General features: G+C 43.6%; 20 protein-coding genes. 8 read left to right on the forward strand and 12 right to left on the reverse strand.

What is annotated here, in order from left to right; all coding sequences use genetic code 11:
* Positions 1-84: 84 nt before the first annotated feature.
* Together KUA48_RS04175 and KUA48_RS04180 are read right to left on the reverse strand one after the other, a co-directional pair.
* Positions 85-912: a zinc ribbon domain-containing protein gene (locus KUA48_RS04175; RefSeq protein WP_118152094.1), complete on the reverse strand. Its 828-nt coding sequence runs from the start codon at positions 910-912 to the stop codon at positions 85-87.
* A gap of 81 nt (positions 913-993) precedes the next feature.
* Entirely contained in the window at positions 994-1,785 is a 792-nt protein-coding gene (locus tag KUA48_RS04180) for a Nif3-like dinuclear metal center hexameric protein (RefSeq protein WP_218433055.1), read from the reverse strand.
* Positions 1,786-2,060: 275 nt separating this feature from the next.
* Here KUA48_RS04180 and KUA48_RS04185 point away from each other — a divergent pair, with 275 nt between their 5' ends.
* The 5 genes from KUA48_RS04185 (at position 2,061) to KUA48_RS04205 (ending at position 7,883) form a co-directional block, all read left to right on the forward strand.
* Complete coding sequence (locus KUA48_RS04185) at positions 2,061-3,185, forward strand: agmatine deiminase family protein (RefSeq protein WP_218433056.1); 1,125 nt, start codon at positions 2,061-2,063, stop codon at positions 3,183-3,185.
* Positions 3,186-3,214: 29 nt separating this feature from the next.
* Positions 3,215-4,090, forward strand: coding sequence for a carbon-nitrogen hydrolase (locus tag KUA48_RS04190; RefSeq protein WP_215651579.1), 876 nt, complete (start codon positions 3,215-3,217; stop codon positions 4,088-4,090).
* A 79-nt stretch (positions 4,091-4,169) separates the two neighbouring features.
* Positions 4,170-5,078, forward strand: coding sequence for an AEC family transporter (locus KUA48_RS04195; protein WP_218433058.1), 909 nt, complete (start codon positions 4,170-4,172; stop codon positions 5,076-5,078).
* A 177-nt stretch (positions 5,079-5,255) separates the two neighbouring features.
* The gene (locus tag KUA48_RS04200; protein WP_218433060.1) at positions 5,256-7,025 is read left to right on the forward strand and encodes an outer membrane beta-barrel family protein; all 1,770 of its coding nucleotides are present in this window, start codon (positions 5,256-5,258) and stop codon (positions 7,023-7,025) included.
* A gap of 105 nt (positions 7,026-7,130) precedes the next feature.
* Positions 7,131-7,883 (forward strand): NigD-like protein, encoded by a 753-nt coding sequence (locus tag KUA48_RS04205; protein ID WP_153089092.1) that lies wholly within the window; start codon positions 7,131-7,133, stop codon positions 7,881-7,883.
* A 68-nt stretch (positions 7,884-7,951) separates the two neighbouring features.
* Here KUA48_RS04205 and KUA48_RS04210 read toward each other — a convergent pair whose 3' ends face one another.
* Both KUA48_RS04210 and KUA48_RS04215 read right to left on the reverse strand, forming a co-directional pair.
* Positions 7,952-8,050, reverse strand: coding sequence for a smalltalk protein (locus KUA48_RS04210; RefSeq protein WP_153081227.1), 99 nt, complete (start codon positions 8,048-8,050; stop codon positions 7,952-7,954).
* Between the two features lie 74 nt (positions 8,051-8,124).
* Positions 8,125-8,643 (reverse strand): HU family DNA-binding protein, encoded by a 519-nt coding sequence (locus KUA48_RS04215; RefSeq protein ID WP_218433062.1) that lies wholly within the window; start codon positions 8,641-8,643, stop codon positions 8,125-8,127.
* 1,024 nt (positions 8,644-9,667) lie between these two features.
* On the opposite strand from KUA48_RS04215, the gene KUA48_RS04220 reads away from it, so the two are divergent.
* Genes KUA48_RS04220 through KUA48_RS04230 form a run of 3 tightly spaced genes read left to right on the forward strand, consistent with a single transcriptional unit; the run spans position 9,668 to position 10,636 of the window.
* Positions 9,668-9,919: a DUF3791 domain-containing protein gene (locus KUA48_RS04220; RefSeq protein ID WP_117588199.1), complete on the forward strand. Its 252-nt coding sequence runs from the start codon at positions 9,668-9,670 to the stop codon at positions 9,917-9,919.
* The gene (locus KUA48_RS04225; protein ID WP_118079320.1) at positions 9,916-10,404 is read left to right on the forward strand and encodes a DUF3990 domain-containing protein; all 489 of its coding nucleotides are present in this window, start codon (positions 9,916-9,918) and stop codon (positions 10,402-10,404) included. Before KUA48_RS04220 ends, KUA48_RS04225 begins: the two co-directional genes overlap by 4 nt.
* Positions 10,385-10,636 carry a hypothetical protein gene (locus KUA48_RS04230; RefSeq protein ID WP_117588197.1) on the forward strand — a complete coding sequence of 84 codons (252 nt, stop codon included), beginning with the start codon at positions 10,385-10,387 and terminating at the stop codon, positions 10,634-10,636. Before KUA48_RS04225 ends, KUA48_RS04230 begins: the two co-directional genes overlap by 20 nt.
* Positions 10,637-10,818: 182 nt before the next feature.
* Here KUA48_RS04230 and KUA48_RS04235 read toward each other — a convergent pair whose 3' ends face one another.
* From KUA48_RS04235 to KUA48_RS04270, 8 genes are all read right to left on the reverse strand, one after another.
* Positions 10,819-11,328: a very short patch repair endonuclease gene (locus tag KUA48_RS04235; protein WP_218433064.1), complete on the reverse strand. Its 510-nt coding sequence runs from the start codon at positions 11,326-11,328 to the stop codon at positions 10,819-10,821.
* Positions 11,329-11,363: 35 nt separating this feature from the next.
* The gene (locus tag KUA48_RS04240; RefSeq protein ID WP_218433065.1) at positions 11,364-13,751 is read right to left on the reverse strand and encodes a restriction endonuclease; all 2,388 of its coding nucleotides are present in this window, start codon (positions 13,749-13,751) and stop codon (positions 11,364-11,366) included.
* Positions 13,751-14,962 carry an AAA family ATPase gene (locus tag KUA48_RS04245; protein ID WP_218433067.1) on the reverse strand — a complete coding sequence of 404 codons (1,212 nt, stop codon included), beginning with the start codon at positions 14,960-14,962 and terminating at the stop codon, positions 13,751-13,753. The genes KUA48_RS04240 and KUA48_RS04245 overlap by 1 nt, the downstream gene beginning before the upstream one ends.
* Position 14,963: 1 nt before the next feature.
* Positions 14,964-15,704: a hypothetical protein gene (locus tag KUA48_RS04250; RefSeq protein WP_218433069.1), complete on the reverse strand. Its 741-nt coding sequence runs from the start codon at positions 15,702-15,704 to the stop codon at positions 14,964-14,966.
* A complete protein-coding gene (locus tag KUA48_RS04255) occupies positions 15,701-16,720 on the reverse strand; it encodes a DNA cytosine methyltransferase (protein WP_218433072.1) in 1,020 nt (339 codons plus the stop codon). The genes KUA48_RS04250 and KUA48_RS04255 overlap by 4 nt, the downstream gene beginning before the upstream one ends.
* The gene (locus KUA48_RS04260) at positions 16,707-17,792 is read right to left on the reverse strand and encodes a DNA cytosine methyltransferase (RefSeq protein ID WP_218433074.1); all 1,086 of its coding nucleotides are present in this window, start codon (positions 17,790-17,792) and stop codon (positions 16,707-16,709) included. The genes KUA48_RS04255 and KUA48_RS04260 overlap by 14 nt, the downstream gene beginning before the upstream one ends.
* A gap of 28 nt (positions 17,793-17,820) precedes the next feature.
* Positions 17,821-18,078 (reverse strand): helix-turn-helix domain-containing protein, encoded by a 258-nt coding sequence (locus tag KUA48_RS04265; protein ID WP_218433076.1) that lies wholly within the window; start codon positions 18,076-18,078, stop codon positions 17,821-17,823.
* 828 nt (positions 18,079-18,906) lie between these two features.
* Complete coding sequence (locus KUA48_RS04270) at positions 18,907-21,459, reverse strand: P-loop NTPase fold protein (protein ID WP_218433078.1); 2,553 nt, start codon at positions 21,457-21,459, stop codon at positions 18,907-18,909.
* Positions 21,460-21,574: the final 115 nt, after the last annotated feature.

Below are 21,574 nucleotides of genomic sequence, written 5' to 3' on the forward strand. Positions count from 1 at the left end.
AGCAATTTTGGCGAGCCTTCATTGTATCTTATCGTATCTTTATCAGAAGATTATCATCCGAAAAGAGCGGAGAGAGGAGTAAGATTAATCCTCATCCTCAGTCTTTCTTCTGCGGATAGCGCGCTTGCGCTTTGGCTTCTCCTCTGTCTTAGGAGCCTCAATCTTAACACCAGCCAATTCCGGGTCGATGAGGATACGGCCGCAATACTCACAAGGGATAATCTTCTTGTGCATCTTGATGTCGAGCTGGCGCTGAGGTGGAATCTTGTTGAAGCAACCGCCACATGCATCACGCTGCACGTAAACGATACCCAAACCGTTGCGGGCACCATTACGGATGCGCTTGAAGCTCTGGAGCAAACGTGGTTCAATCTTCTTCTCGAGCTCGAATGCCTTCTCCTTCAAATTCTCCTCTTCCTCACGGGTTTCAGCCATGATTGACTCGAGCTCAGAACGCTTCATTACCAAGCCCTTCTCGCGGTCTGCCTTCTGGTCCTCAGCCTTGTGAAGGTCGTACAGGCGCTCGTTGATCGTCTGCTGCGCCTCGCGGATTTTCTTGCTGCAAAGTTCGATTTCCAGCTCCTGGAACTCGATTTCCTTGCTCAAAGTATCATACTCGCGGTTGTTGCTAACCATTTCGAGCTGCTTCTTATAACGCTCCACGCTAGCCTGAGCCTCCTCAATCTCGTGCTGCTTCTGATCGATGGCGCGGTCAAACTGCTCAATATCGGTCTGGATTTTCTCGATACGGGTGGTAAGACCAGCAATATCGTCTTCCAAATCCTGAACTTCGAGAGGCAACTCACCTCTCAACGCACGCTTTTCATCAATTGCAGACAAGGTGGTCTGAAGCTGATAGAGAGCCTTCAACTTCTCTTCCACTGTCAAATCTGTAGGATCTTTCTTTGCCATAATTCCTTATTTAAATATTAAATGTTTAATGTTAAATGTTAAATTGGGCTTGCGCCCTTCCAGCCATCTTATAAACTGAAGTTATAAATACAATATCGGATTCGTATTTATCTCCGAGATGCAGCATTTGGCATCAGGGAAATTCTCCTGGATGATGCTGCGGAAGATTTCGCCCGTAAACTGCTCACTCTGATAGTGGCCGATGACGCAGATCTGAATCTCCTGTTCGTGGCCGAAATACTCGTGATAGCTCATCTCGCCCGTGATGAAGGCATCGGCACCTGCCTTGATGGCTGCGTCGAGCAAGAAAGCACCTGCTCCACCGCAGAGTGCCACCTTCCTGATAGGACGTCGAAGCAACTGGTTGCACTGCACGCACTCCACGCCAAACCGCTCCTTGAGCATCAGCACCAAGTCGTCGGCTGCCAGGTCCTCAGCCACCTCTCCGATGACGCCCTCGCCGCCCTTCACGCCGTCCACTTCCTTCTCGCCAGCAAAGAACTGCACGTTTCGCAGCCCCAGTTTCTCGGCAATCTTGAAGTTCACGCCGCCCGCAGCCGCATCCATGTTGGTATGCATCGCCACGATGGTAATATCATTCTTAATCGCCTTGCGCACGGTACACTGCACGTAGTTCTCGTCCGAGATTCTCGCCAGTTTGCGGAATATCAGCGGATGATGGCTCACGATGAGGTTACATCCCTTCCGGATGGCCTCGTCTACCACGGCTTCAGTAACGTCAAGACACAACAATGCCCCTGACATTTCTACCGCCTCTGTCAATCCAACTTGCAGACCGGCATTATCATATCCTTCCTGCAAGGGCAGAGGCGCGTAATGTTCAAGGGCATCAACTACCTGTTTTATTTTCACGCTCCTATTCAATATTTTATTTTTAGACTGCAAAGTTACTCATTTTTCCCCGATTTTATCTCCATACAGCCCTCCGTTTAAACTTTTTTAATACAAAGTTTCGCTTTTGCGCAAAATATTTCACAAAAACAGCCGATAGTTGTAGATTTTTTATTAATTTTGCAAGCATACTTCATAAAAGCAGAACGGAGCCCGTCCCCAAGGAAAGGTTCCCGATGAAGAACAGAGTATAATAAATTGGTTTAGAACATCGTATCATAAAAATAGTATAGCTTATGCATCAATCTACATTACCCTGCGATTTCGCACTCCCTGCCGAATGGGAGCCACAGAGCGCCATCATGCTCACCTGGCCACATGCCGGCACCGACTGGAAGCCGTATCTGCCTGAAATTACAGATACTTATCTCGAACTGGCAGATATCATCACGCGCTACGAGCAGCTGCTTGTGGCTACACCCGATGTGCCCGCCACCCGATACCAGCTCAAGAAAAAGCTCTCTGCCGAACAGATGAGCCGCGTGCTGCTCTACGAGGTAGAAAGCAATGATACCTGGGTGCGCGACCACGGACCCCTCACGATGGTGCTGCGCAGAAAGCAGAACACCTGGATGGTGCCTTACCGCATACTCGACTTCAAGTTCAACGGCTGGGGCGAAAAGTTCAGATGGGAGAAGGATAATGCCATCACCCTGCAACTATACTATCAGGCAGCCTTCAATGCCGATATAGAGAACCACCAGGGCTTCGTGCTCGAAGGAGGCAGCATCGAGAGTGACGGAAAGGGTACACTCTTCACCACTTCACAGTGCCTGCTGGCGCCTCACCGCAACCAGCCGCTCGACCACGACAGCATCGACCATCTGCTGCAGACTTTCTTCCAGCTCAAGAGAGTCGTCTGGCTGGATCACGGCAATCTGATAGGCGATGATACCGACGGCCATATCGACACCATCGTGAGAGTAGCTCCACACGACACCTTATTATATGTAGGCTGCGATAATCCGGAAGATGAGCAGTATGAAGACTTCCAGGCGTTGGAGAAGCAGCTCAAGGACCTCTTCACCTGGGAGGGATACCCTTACCGCTTGCTCAAACTGCCGATGCCCGACCCTATCTATGATGAGGGCGACTGCCTCACCACCAACCCTGAGAGCGAGGGCGACCGCCTGCCTGCCACCTATGCCAACTTCCTGATACTGAACAAGGCGGTGATTTATCCCACCTACAATCAGCCGGAAAAGGACGAGGAGGCACGCAAGCAGATTCAGCTCGCCTTCCCCGACCGCGAAATCATCGGCGTAGATTCGCAGATCATCATCCGCCAGCATGGCAGCATCCACTGCATCACCATGCAGTTGCCCGAGGGAGCCCTCAGAGACTCAACATTCCACATTTAACATTAAACATTTAACATTAAAAGTAAAAAATGAACGTCGGTTTATTACAACTTCATAATACGGCAGATATCGCCAACAACAAGCAGCGCCTGGCAGAAGGCATCATCGACCTCGCCCATCGCGGCGCAGAGCTCATCGTGCTTCAGGAACTTCATAACTCCCTCTATTTCTGTCAGGTAGAGGATGTTGACCTCTTCGACCTGGCAGAGCCTATTCCGGGCCCTTCGACCGATTTCTACGGCAAGCTTGCCAAGGATCTCGGCGTTGTCATCGTCACCTCCCTCTTCGAGCGCCGCGCTCCGGGCCTCTACCACAATACGGCGGTAGTGATGGAGAAGGATGGAAGCATAGCCGGAAAATACCGCAAGATGCACATTCCCGACGATCCTGCCTACTACGAGAAGTTCTATTTCACTCCGGGCGACCTCGGTTTCCACCCTATCCAGACCTCTGTAGGCAAGCTCGGCGTGCTGGTTTGCTGGGACCAGTGGTATCCCGAAGCAGCCCGTCTGATGGCGCTGCAGGGAGCCGAAATACTCATCTATCCTACCGCCATCGGCTACGCTACCTATGATACCGAGGAAGAGCAGCAGCGCCAGCGCGAGGCGTGGACTACCGTGATGCGGGGCCATGCCGTAGCCAACGGATTGCCGGTCATTGCCGTAAACCGCGTAGGTTTCGAGCCTGATCCTAGCGGTCAGACCGAGGGCATCCAGTTCTGGGGCAGCAGTTTCGTAGCCGGTTCTCAGGGCGAGCTCTACTACCGTGCCAGCGATCAGGAAGAAGAGAGCCTGGTGGTAGATATCGACCTGAAGCACAGCGAGAATGTGCGCCGCTGGTGGCCATTCCTCCGCGACCGCCGCATCGAGAACTACGGAGATATTACCAGGCGATTTATCGATTAACCCATTTTTGCCGGAAATTCCGAGAGAATATCGGGATTCCGGCATACATATATATATAAGGTATAGATTTTCAGGATAAATGGAGAATTTGGAAGTGATGGTGATACTTTTCATCATCGTGATTTTAGGTTACGTCGCCTGCAAGTTGGGATATATGGGCGACAAGTTTGACAAGAAGCTATCCAGCATGGTGGTAGATATCACCTGTCCCCTGCTGGTGCTCTCGTCAGTAATGGGCGATGAGCTGCCCGACCGCACGCTCATCCTTCCCCTCCTGGGCGTAGGTTTCCTTACCTACATCCTTTTGCTGGTATTCGGTTTCTGGGTGCCGCGTCTCATCACTCGCAATCATGATGACCAGGGCATGATAGGTTTTGCGCTGATGTTTGCCAACGTAGGTTTCATTGGCTACCCTATTGTTTCAAGCATATTCGGTCCGAAGGCCATTTTTTATGCCGCGCTGCTCAACATGCCGAACACCTTTTTTATTTTTACGGCAGGTGTCATGCTCATCAAGGGCGAATACAGCGTCAAGCAGTTCAATCCTAAGGTGCTGTTTTCTCCGGCTCTTCTTGGTGCCTTTGTTGCCGCCCTCCTGGTAGCCTTCGGGGTTCATACGCCCGATATCATTGCGCGTCCGGTAACGATGGTGGGCAACATAACGGTTCCGGCAGCCCTGATGATTATCGGTTCCTCGATGGCTAAGTTGCCGGTGAAGGAGATTATCGGCAGTCCTAAGGTATACCTCTCCTCGTTCTTGCGTCTTGTGGTAGTACCTCTGAGCATTTATTTCCTGTTCAAGGTATGTGGTGTAAGCGATCAGGTCAACGACATCAATACGGTTGTCATTGCGATGCCCGTAGCGAGTTTCGGCACGATGTTCTGTCTGAAATACGGCCGCAATCCTTCGCTCATCACCGAGATGACGTTCATCACCACGGTTGACAGCATCATTACCATCCCGCTCATCACCCTCCTCTTTTCGTAATGCAGGAAGGGTGAAATGCCTGGCGTACTTGCGTATCTTACTGCAATGACATCTTTTTTACGCATTGAACGATAAAAAAATCTCCATTTTTTCGTTATTACCCGTTTTTTGCTTATCTTTGCAAATAAATTTGGCACGAAGAAATCCTTTTTACCAATAATATAAATTAGAAAAAAAATGAAGATAAACAACAGTACGAAGAAAAGCCTGCTCATCATCGCACTCGCGATGGCCAGCACTACTTACCAGACACAGGCCGCTCCGATAGAACATATCGGCGACAGATACATCATGCATATTCCAGAAATGGAACTCACAGGCGAAGAATCACTCCTCGATGTGCTCATGATGTGCCCGGAAGTCATCTCACTCGACGGCAACAACATCATCGGCGGAGATCCATTCGCCAACCTCTACGGCAAGTTCGTCATCCGTATCGACAACCAGGAATACGGACTCGATTACGCCACCTTCCTCCACCATTTCAAGGCTCGGGAGATAGAAACCATCAAGGTGTGCCAGAACGCCGAAGTGATGAAGGGATGCAGCAGTCTGAAGAAAGTCATCGACATCACACTGCGCAAGAAGGAGAACGGAACCACCGGCAGATGGGGACTCTTCGGTGATACCTACGGCGGCGCAAAAGGCATCGTCAGCGTCATCAGCCAGCAGGATAAACTCCGCGTGCTCAGTCATGTAGAAGGCAACTTCCAGCGCACCTCCAGCAGCGATAAGGACGCCTACCAGGGCATCTCAGGCACCACCGTGAACCACTACTCCCACGAGGGCGCCAAGCTCAATCTGCTCTGGACGCCTACCGCGAAGGATGTGCTCGAAATAGATGCGATGCAGACCTATACCCGCAACCATTTCACCCACACCCCGGCCGATTACGTGCGTGCCTATCATCTGCAGGCCGACTATACCCGCACGCTCGCCGACAACGGCTCCAGCATCCTCTTTACCCTCGGTGCCGAGCATATCAGCGACAACGGACGCACGCTGGAAGAAACCCATACTGCGCCCTACCAGAACCACTCCACCTACCCCTTCATGGTGATAGAATACGCCACTCCGGTCATCACCCCTGATCTCTGGATTACGGCAGGTTTCGAGGGCGGACTCTCCATCGAGAAGAACTGCGTCGCCGGTTACACCAACCATTCCAACTATCAGGATTTCTACGCCCAGCTGGATTACAACATCGGCAAGTGGGGATTCATGGCAGGCGACCGTTTCCGCATCATCAACTTCCGTCCTAAGCAGATTGCGCCGGAAGAGCACTGGAAGCATACCACGCGCAACCATATCTACTCGGCGAGCGCCTATTACCGCTTCACGCCGGGTCATACCCTGCAGGCTACCTACTGCCGCCGCATCTTCAATCCCGAGTTTGGCGATTTCGTAACCGCGGGCGATATGGAGGGCTCCTGGCAGCCGGTTTATACCGCCGATATCGGCAACAGCATGGCGAATGTGGTAGAGCTCAAGCATACCTACAGCCGCCCAGCCTTCGTGCTCAGCACCTCGGTGAAGAACATCCACCAGCACCTGTTCAGTGCCATCCACGACAATACGCTCGGCATCGGCTCCACCGCCTTCTGGCACAAGGGCATCCTTCGCCTCACAGCCGGAGTCAACTACTTCTGGCAGCGCAGCGAAACCCCTTCAGAGGAGGCTCAGCAGCGCAATGCGGAGTATAATCATTTTGCCGTGTTCAAGTTGGCACCGCAGCTCACAATGTCCGATGGCTGGCGCTTTACGGGCAACCTCATCTGGTGTACCCGTCGCCGCAGCGATCCCTACACCCCGGCTAATCTCTATGCCGAGGTAGGGGTATACAAGAATCTGGGCAAGCACTGGACGCTCGAGGGCCGCTTCCACGATATGGCGAGTCAGCACTTCGGCAATCGCGCTGCCACCATCGGCTGCACGTATTATTTTTAACTTGAGCTTTAACAATCTTTTTCTAAATCAGAAGCAAGATTTCTGTTCCTTTCTTATTTTCTTATCAGAAAGAAGAAAAATTTTAAAAAGAAAGGAACAGTATATATGAGAAAAATTGATTTCAAGAAGATCGGGCTGGCAGCGATGATGCTCCTGTCGGGCCTCACATTCCAGTCGTGCGATAACGATAACGATACCGATTGGGACCGCGTTTTTCCTAACGCACTGGTAACCGTGAAGAAGAGTGGCGATGCCTGCTATCTGCAGCTCGACGACAACACCACGCTGCTCGCCAAGAACCTGAAACCAACCATCTTTGACGGTAAGGAGGTTCGCGCCCTGGTCAACTACTCCCAGACCTCGGAGAACAGCGAGAAGTATAACCAGGTGATTCACGTCAACTGGATAGACAGCATCCTGACCAAGAAGCCAGTTCCTTCGCTCGGTTCTGATACCGAGAACCGCGAGAAGTATGGCGACGACATGGTCGACATCGTGCGCGACTGGGTAACGGTGGCAGAAGATGGCTATCTCACCCTCCGTTTCCGTGCTCTCTGGGGCGGTCAGAAGGTGCATTACATCAACCTCGTTACGGGTGTGAATCCAGATAATCCTTACGAGGTAGAGCTGCGCCACAATGCTAATGGCGACCCTCAGAACTACTGGCGCGATGCCCTCGTAGCGTTCAATCTGAACGGAGTCGTGCCTGATACCGAAGGCAAGACGGTGAAGCTTACCATCCGCTGGCATTCCAGCCAGGGCTACAAGAAGGTAGATTTCGACTACTGTTCGCGCAAGCCTATCAGCAGCCCGAAGATGCTCGAAGGATACAGCCAGGAAGGAAGAGATATCCGATAAACGAAGAAAAAGCAGATAAAGCAAAAGCCCCGATGCATGATGCACCGGGGCTTTTTACTTTTTTACCTTTAAAGGCTGCTGCAGCTTGTCACACCGAGGGTGGTAGCGATGGCTGTAAGGAAGGAGATTGCAATCTGCAAAATTGTTTTCCAGGTACTTGCTTTCATAATCTTTAATTTTTAATGTTGAATGTTGAGTGTTGAATGTTGACTTGGTTGGGGGTTGCCCTCAGGCGAGGGCTTTATTCAAGCCCGTCGCCGCCTTCCTGAGAGCCGCCCTGGCTGGCGCCGCCGCCTTGTTCAGTGCCGCCTGAGGTACCACCAGAGGTGCCACCCTCGTCGGTGCCGGTATAGCCGCCGTACTCCTGAATCTTGCACTTCTTGCGCAGCTCAGAGTTGCTCCAGCTTTTTGTGTTTCTCACAATCAGGTGTACACCCTCTACGCTGGCAGCCGTTACCTTCTCCTTGGTATCCTCCGCCTTCGAAGTCATACCGATGGAGAACAGACCGAGGTCAGAGAGACGCACACTCTTACCGTCGAGAATCAACTCCTGCAGATGGTCGAGTGCATCCATCAGCACACCGTGGATAGTACCTCGGGAGTAAGGCGAACCGTGGTCAGAGATGTGGGATACGAATCCCTCGAAATCCACCTCGCGGTCGGTTACCGCAGTGGCATACCACTTTTTCTTACCAGCGTTCTCGCCGCTCTGTGGTGTACGCTGCAACTTACGATACTTCAATGTTCCTTTCTGTTCCATGATATTAAAATATTAAAGGGTTAATATAAATGTTACTTGAATTAATGTTAATTGTCTACTTGCTGGTTGGGGGTGCAGCCTTTCTTGAATCACGATGCAAAGGTACGGCAATTTTCTGATACTACCAAATTTCACCCTGCAGAGTTATGTTAAACGAATTTAGCACTTCGGACGCATCCGGTTAATCTTGCCAACTCATAATTTATCGTGCGAGAAAACTATGTAATGTAAAAAGTTTCTCTATGCTTTCTCATCCCGAAAACAGCAGGAAGCAAGAAATCATCCATCAATGCTTCCACCTTCCTCAACCTCCAAAGTGTGACAGTTGTGACAGTTGTGACAGTTTTCAGCGCCTACCCCCACCTTCCTCTCTTTAGAGGTAACTTATAATATATATAAATATATATAATAAGTTAAATATAATAATAACAATTTGAAAGCAGTCCGAGTTCATATACCCCTCCCCTGAAAACTGTCACAACTGTCACAACTGTCACAACTGTAACGCTCCCTCAATCCTTCTCCTCTCCTTCTCCCTCCATCCTGTTTTGTAAAGAAAAAAGGAATCACCCTACCCCCCTGGAGGTTATTAGGGAGATACGCTCATGCCCATAGGGGGTGCTGCTGAGTAGTTACTTCATTTTTCATCCTTTAAAATCAGTTAAAAAATGGGTACTCCCCATAAAATGTGCAAAAACATGATAGGATTCCCTCATAAAATGTGTATATTTGCAGCGTTATTCCCTCATAAAATGTGAGGTAATAGATGATTATTCCCTCATAAAATGTGATTTTAAGATACGGATTATGGAAAGATTAGCTATCAATGAACTTCTGAAATGGAAGAATAAATTGGGTTACAAACGTACCGCTCTATGCGGTAAATGGTCTCGAATTTTATTCGATACAAAATGAATCTTTTCTCACGAAAACACAAAAGAAATCCCTTAAAAACTTGCATAAAAGAGAAATATTGCTTATTTTTGCATTATCTTTGCAGGAATTAAGAGGAAAGGACGAAAATATGAAACAAGAAAACAACAGAATACAATTACCCCTAGAAGAAATCAAGCTCGCATTCGCTGCTTCATGCGTTGAGGGAGCTGCAAGAAAGCTCGGGGTACCATATATTGAAATATACGAAAGAATGAGAAAGGTTGATTTAATCAACAAGTTCATTCTGCCCCACTACGATACGCTCCACACCGAAAGTCGAGAGTATCTTATAGAAGATGTCATTGAGTGTCTAACTAATTGGGAGAAGAAAGACAGATGAAAATAACTGTTTATCATGGAGCTACAGAAATTATAGAAGCTCCACTTAATCATGTTGGAAGACCAAGGTTAGACTTTGGCCAAGGCTTCTATGTAACCGATTTAAAGAATCAGGCAATCAAATGGGCTAAAACCATAGCCGAAAAAAGAGCAGCACAACCCCTACTCAATATCTACACTCTGGATAGGGATGCTATTCTCGCAGAAGCTCGCTGCAAGATATTTACCGCATACGATAAAGACTGGCTAGACTTCATCGTGGGCAACAGACGGGGCGAAAACCCTGCCAGAGATTACGATTATGTAGAAGGAGGTATTGCTAACGACCGAGTAATCGATACCGTAAACCTATACATGACAGGTTTTTACGATGCAGAATCAGCCCTACAGCAGTTAATATTTCATAAGCCCAACAATCAGATTTGCTTACTCAATCAAACTCTCATCAATAAATACTTAGTATATAATGGAACAGAAAAAATATAAACAGATCAACACAAAGACGCCTGAGATTCAAGAAATGATTCTAAGCTATCAGATAGGTGGCGTAGCATACGAACTGTCACAGCGTCTGGAAATATCTCCAGCTCTGGCTCTTGATCTTTTCTATCGCAGCAAGACCTGTGCCCAACTCCACGATAAGCGCACCGGCCTATATCTCATGAGCAATGGCTACATCGCCGATGATTTCATTTACGAGAAGCAGAGAGGGTACTGATAGCAGAAAGAAAGCTCGACCAGGAGTTAAGGAGAGATGCTACCCCATCATAAGGAACCATCAAGCAGGCACGCCCTGAAGGGGCAGAAGCACCTAGCCCAGGGTAACACCCTGGGTATAAGCGCAATCCGCCCTGCGCCCTGTAAGGGCAAAAGCCTTAAAAATTTCCGTGAAATCCCTGCCTATTCCTCTCGTCTTTCCGCCTCCGGCTCCGCCACCATTTCCGGCACTTCTTCCGCCAATTCATATCTTCTGATATGATGATCTTCCAGATAGATATGGTTCAGCGTAAAGGCGAGCGACTCCAGCGTCTTCTCCCTTACCGCCGGCTTCAGTTCACATTCCCATATCACGATGGTATGCCATCCCATTTCAGCCAGCCGGTGCAGCACCTCATGGTCCCTCTCCCGGTTCCTCCTTATCTTCTCCATCCAGAACCCGGTGTTCGATTTCGGCACCACATAATATTGGCACCCCTCATGTCCGTGCCAGAAGCATCCGTTCACAAGAATACAGGTACGATATTTCCTCAGCACGATGTCCGGCTTGCCCGGCAACCGGGGATGATTGAGCCGATACCTGAACCCGTGCGACCACAGAAATTTCCTGACAAGAATCTCCGGTTTGGTATCCCTGCCCCTTATTGCCGCCATATTGTTATGGCGCTGTTCTATGGTCAAACGGTCCGACATTTTACTCTATCCTTTTTAAAAATCCCTAAACAAAACTACTTTCCCCTATACTCCATCAGTTTTTCTGCCGTTGTAAACATAGGCTCGCCAGGAACATAGCTTTGGAATTTCTTAAGATGCTCAGCCCTCATATCCTGCAACAATCTGCCGATATCAATATTGCCGATATTCACCTCCTCATCAAAACGGAAGAAGAAGTAATTTCGCTTCGCACCATCATCGTCTCCCTCTACGGTTTCCATCGGATACCAGGTATTGCGCATTCTTTCTTCTGTCACCTTACTTGCCGTATCCTTTACGTGGAACACGTGATATTTACCCGTCTCCTCTGCACCATCGGTATAGAGAATCACGAAATGGATATTCTGCTTTTCGTAGAAATAGGCAGAATGGGCACCATCACGTGCCTCATCTTCCTTTAATTTCAGACGCACATTATAAATCAGACTACCCCTGTCGTTATTGCCCAGAATCCACTTCAGATGCTCCTCTGATTTATAATAACCCACCAGGATGCCACGACTCAAATCACGCTCCAGATAATGCACAGTAAGCCATTGCGGTGAATTCAGAGGCTGCTCCATTTCCTGTTCCACAGCCGGTTTCAACACCTTCTCAGGGTCCTTACCCATGTTACACTTGTCGATGATGAAATCTTGCTTCAGCTCATTATACTGCCCCTCCGTCTCTGTCCATTTATCTATAGGGCGGGCATAAGCAAAGTACACCTCCCTATCCTCACCATAAGGCTTAAACACCCTACCGTTCATCTCATAGAAGTGTTTCTGCATATACAGCTCGCCATCAACGCCCAGTTTGGCTCTCATGGCATAGATGCAGTAGTTTTTCTGTATCACCTCCCTTATCTCGTTGCGGAAAATATCTCTCACCTTCCTCTTCCACTGCGCTTTTTCGCTTGCCTTATTTCGGGCATATAGGAAAAGAACATAAAGGAAATTGACATCATACTGCGAAAGGAAGAGCGTATCGCGGTCGAAGAGCCTGTCAGGAAACTGATACGAAACCGTCGTACAGTGCTCCCCATTACCATTATAATGCTTGCGGATATTCTTCTCCCCTGCATTATACCGGTGATCATCATACACGAAACCACTGATAAAGAAGTTAGGAATCACGTCATACCCCTCTGTAGCTCCGATATCCTGCAAATGGATATCCCTGAAGCTCTCCCTGTCCTTCGCCCTGTTTTTTCTGTCTTCATCATCAAAGGCGGTATCATCAGAGAGGAACAGATTGATGTTCCACTGAATCACATTCCGGGCATAAGTATATTGCTTGTAGATAGATTCCGAAGTAAGCGGATGTCCGTTCTTATAATACTTGCTGTCGCCGATATAATATACCTCTCTGCTGGCCTGCGCATCATTCGATGTAAGAGCCAGGTCGGTATAGAGATGGTCCACCCGCTTGCCGTCCTTCTGGTCAGCAAGTCCCTTAGGAATATCGGTATGAGGCGTACCAATCAGGTCGTCAATCATAGCCTCGAACACGATATTGAAATTCTTGGCAAGAATATATTCCTGAGCATGCGCATTGATGGCGATGCGATAAGAATTCTCGAAGAAGGCATAGCACATATCCCAGAGCTGCAGCGCCTTATCCGAAAAATACTTATACTTAATCTGCATGAGTCTCATCTTGCCCATGCCCTTCAGATATTCCTTAAACTGCTTACCCGTAATCAGTTCATACTGGATATTGATAGGCGTTTGGAAACCATATTCAGCATTCAGATAGTTCAGAATGCTATAGTAGATGATAAACAGCTCCTCCTCATAGTTCACGATGCGCTTTTTATTGACAAGTTTCAGATACACAGGCGCTCCGTTTCCCTGCATGAAGGCAGAAGAATGACTGATGGTTTTCGTCCAGTTAATCTTATTGTTGCCACGGTGCAGATTCTTGACGGTAAAGAGCACGAAGTCACGGTTCTCCTGATTAAACCTGATCAGCGAAAGAACGATGTCGAGATAAGTATTCGTATGCTGCCGCTTACCCTTTCCTGTTCGGGTGATGTGTTTGTAGAGGATAGCCTTGCTGGTAGGATTAGCCTTATAGAACACGCTCAGTGCCCTATATACCCAGACCGAGAATTCGTAGATGAATTTACGGTACTCCCGGCTCAGTTTTTTCTGCTCCTGAGGCGTCAACACCTGTTCTGGGCATACCGTTTCCCCATCCTCCAGCGTTACGCCAGCCAGCACCTCCTTTTTCTTTTGAGGATCATCCTTCAAGAGCACCTTTGGCAGGATAAATACACAATCTCTCAGCTGTGGATTATAGAAATAACCCACATACTGCACGCTCACCTTCTTGTCCACATCCTGCAGCACATAAATGTCCTTCAGAATCTTCTCTACAGCTGAGCTTTCGTACTGATGTTCCTCAAATAGAATATACATTATTCGTTCTCCGTATTATTATTTTGCCACTTCATAATTCTGTTCAGAAAGTCAACCAGTCTCACTGTATTGACCTGTTCCCCTTCCTCATCATAGAAATCAGCGAAGGCAAGGTCTTTTTCTGTTTTCTTGCCATTATTTTCCTCCTGATAAGTAAAGAGCGAAGCATCCTCAAAACCATAGTCCTTGAAAACATCGTTCCAGAGATAGAATATCACCTTACCCACCAGTGTATCAGCCGTGATGATGGTAGGCTTCTCGTCAGTCTCATTTGCCTTCTCAGACGGCTTGCAGAAGAAATAGCCCAACTGCTTATCGGCGCTGGATGTCATGGAAGCGATGATTTCATTCACCTTCTGGATAAAGTTCCACCAGGAGAGCGTTGTATTCTCGTCTATTATCTTTACAGGTTCTCCGTTCGCATCCTTTATCTGGATATTCCAGCCCAGTTCCTCGCCGTTCTCCTTCTTGCCTTTCTTAATCTTGATATACTTCCAGTCCCAGCGGCGCTTAAAGGCAGAGTCGATTGGGAAGAGACTCTGGTCGCTGGTATTCATGGTTGCCCAGATATAAAAATTGTTAGGCAATACGAGTACAGTTCCGTTCTTAATATCCTCTACGATATTACCATCATAATCATCGTATATTACATTCAATTCGTCTGGAAAATTAACCTTTCCAAACTCTTTGCTAAGATATTTTTGTATATCTGTATCTGCAACAATTGGGTATGTAGAGTAGCCATCCTCATTTCTATCCAGCAACTGAAAAAGGTCACCAAAGATCTGAGCACAATTACCACGGTTTATCTCTTCTATAATAAGAAACTGGGCCTTAGCTTTTTCGCCTTCAGCACTGCAATAGAATTCCCATGCTTTAACATAGGCCTTCAAGAAAGACTGAGCCACAAAAGCATATTCTATTTGCTTTTTTCCGCCTCCATTCTCTTGACCATCATTACCAATCTCATTACTCATAGTTGGCTTATAGCATCCAACAAATGTAGAGTAATCACTATCAGGATGGAATGTTGTTCGAATCTTGCTCTGATTCTTTGTTGCGAGTTTAATTCCAAACGATTTACCTGTTCCAGGAGCACCATAGAAGACTTGCTGGAGAGGGGTCTCAAGTGTACACGTAGGCTTAACACCATTAAGAAGCGCATATATTGCAGCTATATCTCTTTTTATATCATTATCATAAATTCCCATATCATAAAGTTATTATAGTGAAAATTTTATCAGAAGGATTGACCAATGCAGACTCTTTAGATCCAACTTTTTTTATAATACCAGCTTCCTCTAAAAAGCTTCTAATATAAGAGTAACAAGTATTAGGCAATTTTTCACCTTCTTCATTAACAAACGTTATTGTATCTATCTGATCCTTGACCTTTTTAATTTCCTCAATAGCATCATCAAGAGAAAAACCAATTTCGAGACAATGCAAAGCATAAAGAAAGTAATTCCAGTTTATAATAGTAAAAGCTTTTAATAACTTCAACGCCACCCACATATTATGATTTTCATATTCCTTATTTAAATACATTTCTACAAGCCCCTGCTTTTGTGCACATTGCTTGATATTTACAAGTCTTTCAAGGACAATATCCTTATGTGGCGTTTTATCAGAAACATTGTTGATAGCTCTACAAGCTAAAACAAACAGTATTCCTAACTCAGTAAAGCACTCATTTGCTCTAAATGTATCATCGTAATTTACAAATCCTATTTTTTTCAAAAGAGGGAAAAAAGTTCTAATTGCACTTTTGGCATTAGTTTCTCCAAACAATTGTTGCTTTTGCGCCTCTTCCTGAATATCAATATAGGTAAGCAATTTGTTACCAAGAAGTTCAAGCATTTCGTATACTTGAACGATTTGGTTACAACGAATAGATGACAGACTACTGCCATCTACCCCTTTATATGTATCTACCGTCAATGTTATATTCATACCAATTCAGTTTTTATTGTCTCAGCTATAATTTTTGCCAACATCGGAGGTACCGCATTCCCAACCTGTTTGTATTGACTTCCACGAGTTCCAAGTATTTCAAACGAATCTGGAAAAGATTGTATTCTCGCAGACTCTCTTACAGTTGGTATTCTCGGTTCAGAATAGTGAAAATAATTTCTATGTCCTGTATCTATTGTATTTGAAGGTTTGAAAGTACCCATTCTTTCAAAAGCTTTATTGTACTTGCGTACATGCCAGATTTCTTCTGGTAAATCTCTTATATTACCACCATCTGGAACTTGGCTTATAATAGAAATTGTTTTCTCTGTATGAGCCGTATAATCCTGGTTTAGAGGTTTTTTTGTATTACCACGCATTGCTTTTTGATATTCATTTTGCGGCTCACTACCATATTTTTCTTGCGTAGCCCCTTCTAAATCACTGATTCCATCTTTTGCCGTTAATTTATAATCAAACGGCTCAGGGAAAATAAATTTTTTATTCTTTATGCCTACATAGAAAACCCTATATCTATTCTGAGGAATACCATAATCAGCAGCATTTAATAACTGGTAACTTATAGTATAGCCCAACCCATCCTCTCCAAATCTCTTTAAAAGATCTTTTACAAAAGCACCTTTATTCAAGGTAAGCATTCCTTTAACATTTTCCATAACAAAAAAATCTGGATCAACTAATTTAACTGCCTTATAAAACTCCAAATACATTTTGTTACGAGGATCATCGACTTCCCGCTTTCCTACTGTACTAAAACCTTGACATGGTGGACCACCAATAATGCCAGTAATCTTTTCGTTAGCTATTATAGTAGAAAGTTCTTTATCATTAAAATCCTCTACTGAAATAACTTTAGCAACTTTATCTTTTCTATTATGATTGTATGTTTTAACGGCATCAGCCCACATGTCCACTGCAGCACAGACTTCAAAGCCTGCCTGTTCAAAGCCTAAACTGAGTCCACCAATTCCGCAAAATAAATCAATTATCTTCATTGTCTAATATTTTAATTATAGTATCTGCAACCGCTTTTGCGAGCAATGGCGGTACAGCATTACCAATTTGTCTATATTTGCTACCACGAGGTCCTTGAAACTCAAAGCTATCAGGAAAAGACTGCAATCGTGCAGATTCCCTAATAGTTGGAATTCTATTATACAAAGGATGGAAATAATTGCTATGAGCATTTCCTGTATCAATTGTGCATGATTGAGTCGATGGATCAAGCCTCTTATATGCAGAAGAATGTCTGTTCTGCCTGTTATTTGGCCACAACTCAGGCGGCACATCTTTCCAGTTCCCTCCCTGAGGTACAAAACTAATTCTCTTTTGTACTTTTTCTGCAGGATATACTATATCGTGATCCAAGACTATATTATCCTCATTTCTAAGATATTCTCGTAACTTAGAATTTGCAGGTTCTTTCAATTCTTTTGCCCCATCAGGGCTTTTTTCAAATTGATACAACTCACCTATAGCATCCTCAACAGTTGTTTTTTCTTGCTTTACTACTGTATTAAAATCAAAAGTAACGTCTTTGAAATCTTTTCGGACTCCAACAATTATTGCACGTTTTCTGTTTTGAGGAACACCGTAATCCGATGCATCAAGTACTTGATAGCTTATATTATACTCTACTGCCCCAAGAATTTCCTGAATTCTTTTAATAGCATAACCATTGTCACGAGAAAGCAGACCACGCACATTCTCTATCATAATGACTTTAGGATGTATCCGTTGCACAAACCGAATATATTCAAAGAATAATTTATTTCTAGGATCCTCAGTCTCTTTCTGCCAACGATTTGCAGAAGAGAATCCTTGACAAGGAGGACCACCTACTATTACATCAACATCACTATATTCTTCATCTATTTGTTCGTCTGGAAATTTAGCAATATCAACATTATGGACTTTAGATTTTTTAAAATTATGTTTAAATGTAATTGTAGCATATTCATTGAAATCTATACCACCTACAATTTTAAAGCCAGCGAGCCTAAATCCTTCACTGATACCACCACATCCACAAAACAAATCAAGTACGTTGTATATTTTTTTATTCATTGTTCAATTTTTAGGTTATTTTAATCATTCACTTTTCTTCCTTGCTCAGTATATCCCTTTCGACTTCGGCAACAAAGTCTACAAACGAGATACCCAGAACCTGGCAAATCTGTCGAAGCTCTATAAGATCCAAGCGGCGGTCGCAGGTTTCAATCCGGCTCACAAAAGTTTGGTTAACTTTCAATAATTCAGCGAGTTGAATCTGCGTAACCCCCAATTTCTCACGCTTACCGCGCAAGCGTCCTATGACTTGATGATATAAATGTGAATGTATGCTCTTGTCCATTTTCTCTTAATTTTTGGGCACAAATATATATTCTTTTTTCGAATATACAAAAAGTGAATATATCATATTAAAACACCTTATAACCTATCCATTTATCATATTAGAATAGGACTCAGGAAAAGGGGTAAATCCTGCAATGTATTCTTCCAAGGAATGGCAGAAGTATAGGAATACTGCTTTTTGTAAGAACGTGGAAAAGGAAGGCATTAGATTATTATAAACAAGAAAAGGCCATAGATTACTGATAAACAAGCAGTTCTAGTAACGCAGCAAAACACTGCATCACTAGAACTGCTTGTTTGTGCTATACAGCTTGGCTATCCAAAGCTTTAGGGAATGCTAACACATATTGTGATAAGGGGTCAAAATAAAACCGTCACAACTGTAATGTAACGCTTTTTGTGAGAGCAAATTCTAAGCGATTAAATGCTATCATACCAGTAAGGGGATTTCAAATCCCCTAGTTTTATAGGTCGAACATTTTTTTCGCCGAATTACAAATTCGGCGGAACGCCTAACAGAAAAGCCCTCTGTCAAGTCGAAGACAGGACAGGAGGAATGATGAAGGCCTATGCAAAAGTGTGAAAGCCCCCTATATAATTACCCTTTATTATATGTTAAAAACAGGGTATAATATATTATAGTTCAATATCTTATATATTCTCGCGCACGCTGCTATACTAAGTTACATATATATAGGGTTCATTCTAACCAACACCTTCTCTAAAAAAAGAGCAAGATTGAATATGCATCATCAGATAGAGTTAGTGACGATAGCGAAACATGATACCATTAACAACGCTATCCTCACTAATTATCTATAGAAGATTATTGTTCAATATGCAACTCTTTAAAATTAAAAGAGACTGATTTTTTAAAACCAAATTCCTTAATCTTTTTAAGAAAATCCTTATATTCTTGAAGCTTAGCAGTTTTTACATCCAGCCTGTTTACATCTTTATCATATTCATCCCAACTTTCCCATATTTGCAGTACAATACCATTTATACGATATTTTCGACTAGTATTTGGTAGACTACAAGAAATCGTATACTCTACGAATTCTGTTATGTGATTTATCGCATAATCTTTCATCGCTTTGCGTGATACTTCCGTATGCTCCATCTTTTCAGGATGTCTATCTCCATTACTATCTGCAATCCAAACATCATGCGAGGTATCAAGCCAACAATCCAGCACATCGCTCATCGGATGATCTGCTTCTATATATTGCAAAAACAGATCTTGCTGAATCTTAATAACCTCATCTTCAGACAAAATAAAATCTTCTTCAAAAGAACCATTATAAAATAGTTTACACAAAAAACCTAACATAAAACTATTGATATCATTTTCATATAAGCAGTTCAAGAATTCTTCTTTATCTTCTGCAAGGTAGTCACGTGATTCATCATTCATCTCCTTCAACATTTTTATTCGTTCTACAATCACCCGAAAATCTGGCACATACTTATGCCCTATAGAGCCCATATAAAACAACATATGAAGTTGTTTATAAGTATCTGCTTTATTTTCAACTTTTCTCTTTTCTACTTTATTCACCAAAGAATAAGATTTGTTTACCATCCATTTCTTTAACGTTGATTTCACTTCATCAAAAGGAGATAGCCATATCTTGTTAAACTTCACATCAGAAACTTCTGAATCCAATATAGAAGAATACAAATACCTTTGAGTGTATTCTGGAACATTAATACCCTTACTACTGTATGTTCTATATTCACCCCAAAGAGCATCTAACAACTTCTTCAAACTATCAATCTTAGCTTTAGGCACAGATAATGCTTCACTATTTGCCTCTATGTATTCTAAGATATTAAAACCCTTAAAGGGATACATTTTAGCAAGGATACCTTCCTTTTTTTCAGGACCATTTTCCCCATTAAAATAAACATATTTACCACTATTATTAAGCAACAAAATATCTTTTTTCCTATCTACAATAAGTTCTAAAACAAAAGGATACTGTTGTCTTAAAATTTCTACTATAATATAATCACAGATATCAATTTCCCCATGAAGTTTTCTAAGATGCAAACGTAAAGCGTTTGCAAGACGCTTTATATCCCTTAGAGTTCCTATATAACTAAACACATCAATTGAATTAAACAATTCTCTGTTAAGAAGTTTATCTACCTGTTCCATTTCTTCTGAATTCAAAAAAACAGATAATTTTTCCCGCAGAACAACTTTCAAGACATTGTTTTTGATTACAGGAAGGAAAAACTCTTCTTGTAGTATCTTTTCAGTATAGCTTAGGCTATGGGATGGAAACATATTTTTAAGAGTATCTACTACATACTTTTTATCATAAGCCATGACAAAATACATAGAAGGCAAGTTTGATGTATTTCGTACTAATCTAAACAACTCCTCTATTTCATTTGCCCCCAAACGGTCAACATCATCAATAAAGACAACAATTTTCCTCTGCATATTACTGATTTTCTTCTTCAAATCCTCATACTGTTCTTCAACTGTTTGAGGAACCAAACATCCCAATATACTTCCAAGAAATTTCATCGTAGAATTCTCAATACTAGACACAGTACGAGCATATCGAATAATATCACGAGAAAAAATTGTGCTATATGGTGCTAGAGCCTTACTCAACTCTTCAAAGAACAAATATGTTAAATTAGACGACTTTCCATATTTCCAAGGATGGAATGATATGGTAACTACATCATCAGCAAATTCTGCATCTATATGCTCTTTCATCATATACAAAAAAGAAGTCTTTCCGTTTCCCCAAGGTGCAACAATGCCAAAAGTAAAGGCATTATTTTCTGTTTTTGTAGCCAACAGTTTTTCAGCAGCATCATAGGCATCTATTTTTCGATTCAACAAATCTTCCTCACTACTTGTTATTGGCTCATCAATAAAAAATCCATCAGAAGAGTCGTTACTTTCCTTTGGGGCACGACGAAATAACCTCAAAAAGATATATTCTCCCACCAGAAGTGGAATAAAATCGACATAACTAAGAGAAGAAATAAATAATGAATAAGCAGAATTAGTACATAGACGATATTTTCCCCAAAGATATAAGATAAAAATACTGAAGCCAATAGTTTTATTACTGACAAGTACTCTTCTCTTATACTTTCTACAACCATTATAAAGAATCCCTGTAAGTAACAGAATAAACACTATTGATGACATCACACTTACAGTAAAGTATTTCAATATTGGCAACAAATATACATTACACAAAGAGTCAAATAATTCTTCAAAACAAAAATAAAAACCAACTAAATATATCAGCAATTTATTATCTGATATAAATGTATTCAAACCTTTATTTTCTAAGAAATGCATACTTATATTCCAAACTCGTTTAATGAATTTATTTCCCATTTTCATTATACGTTAAAATGATATTATACTAAACACAATTAGAAAGACTACGTAACTATTTTAACAAATATCTAATCATCAAAATAGCAGTTGGACGAAAACATCGTTTTCGCTC

Origin of the sequence: Segatella copri, assembly GCF_019249795.2 — a bacterium.
In the GTDB taxonomy this organism is placed as follows: Bacteria; Bacteroidota; Bacteroidia; order Bacteroidales; family Bacteroidaceae; genus Prevotella; species Prevotella copri_B.

Bases quoted from the DNA above. Each gene is read 5' to 3' on its own strand.
- KUA48_RS04190 (WP_215651579.1), top strand. From the start codon at position 3,215: ATGAACGTCGGTTTATTACAACTTCATAATACGGCAGATATCGCCAAC.
- KUA48_RS04230 (WP_117588197.1), top strand. From the start codon at position 10,385: ATGGAACAGAAAAAATATAAACAGATCAACACAAAGACGCCTGAGATT.
- KUA48_RS04235 (WP_218433064.1), bottom strand. From the start codon at position 11,328: ATGTCGGACCGTTTGACCATAGAACAGCGCCATAACAATATGGCGGCA.
- KUA48_RS04200 (WP_218433060.1), top strand. From the start codon at position 5,256: ATGAAGATAAACAACAGTACGAAGAAAAGCCTGCTCATCATCGCACTC.
- KUA48_RS04175 (WP_118152094.1), bottom strand. From the start codon at position 912: ATGGCAAAGAAAGATCCTACAGATTTGACAGTGGAAGAGAAGTTGAAG.
- KUA48_RS04265 (WP_218433076.1), bottom strand. From the start codon at position 18,078: ATGGACAAGAGCATACATTCACATTTATATCATCAAGTCATAGGACGC.
- KUA48_RS04210 (WP_153081227.1), bottom strand. From the start codon at position 8,050: ATGAAAGCAAGTACCTGGAAAACAATTTTGCAGATTGCAATCTCCTTC.
- KUA48_RS04270 (WP_218433078.1), bottom strand. From the start codon at position 21,459: ATGGGAAATAAATTCATTAAACGAGTTTGGAATATAAGTATGCATTTC.
- KUA48_RS04185 (WP_218433056.1), top strand. From the start codon at position 2,061: ATGCATCAATCTACATTACCCTGCGATTTCGCACTCCCTGCCGAATGG.
- KUA48_RS04255 (WP_218433072.1), bottom strand. From the start codon at position 16,720: ATGAAGATAATTGATTTATTTTGCGGAATTGGTGGACTCAGTTTAGGC.
- KUA48_RS04260 (WP_218433074.1), bottom strand. From the start codon at position 17,792: ATGAATAAAAAAATATACAACGTACTTGATTTGTTTTGTGGATGTGGT.
- KUA48_RS04245 (WP_218433067.1), bottom strand. From the start codon at position 14,962: ATGGGAATTTATGATAATGATATAAAAAGAGATATAGCTGCAATATAT.
- KUA48_RS04215 (WP_218433062.1), bottom strand. From the start codon at position 8,643: ATGGAACAGAAAGGAACATTGAAGTATCGTAAGTTGCAGCGTACACCA.
- KUA48_RS04205 (WP_153089092.1), top strand. From the start codon at position 7,131: ATGAGAAAAATTGATTTCAAGAAGATCGGGCTGGCAGCGATGATGCTC.
- KUA48_RS04225 (WP_118079320.1), top strand. From the start codon at position 9,916: ATGAAAATAACTGTTTATCATGGAGCTACAGAAATTATAGAAGCTCCA.
- KUA48_RS04250 (WP_218433069.1), bottom strand. From the start codon at position 15,704: ATGAATATAACATTGACGGTAGATACATATAAAGGGGTAGATGGCAGT.
- KUA48_RS04240 (WP_218433065.1), bottom strand. From the start codon at position 13,751: ATGTATATTCTATTTGAGGAACATCAGTACGAAAGCTCAGCTGTAGAG.
- KUA48_RS04220 (WP_117588199.1), top strand. From the start codon at position 9,668: ATGAAACAAGAAAACAACAGAATACAATTACCCCTAGAAGAAATCAAG.
- KUA48_RS04195 (WP_218433058.1), top strand. From the start codon at position 4,170: ATGGAGAATTTGGAAGTGATGGTGATACTTTTCATCATCGTGATTTTA.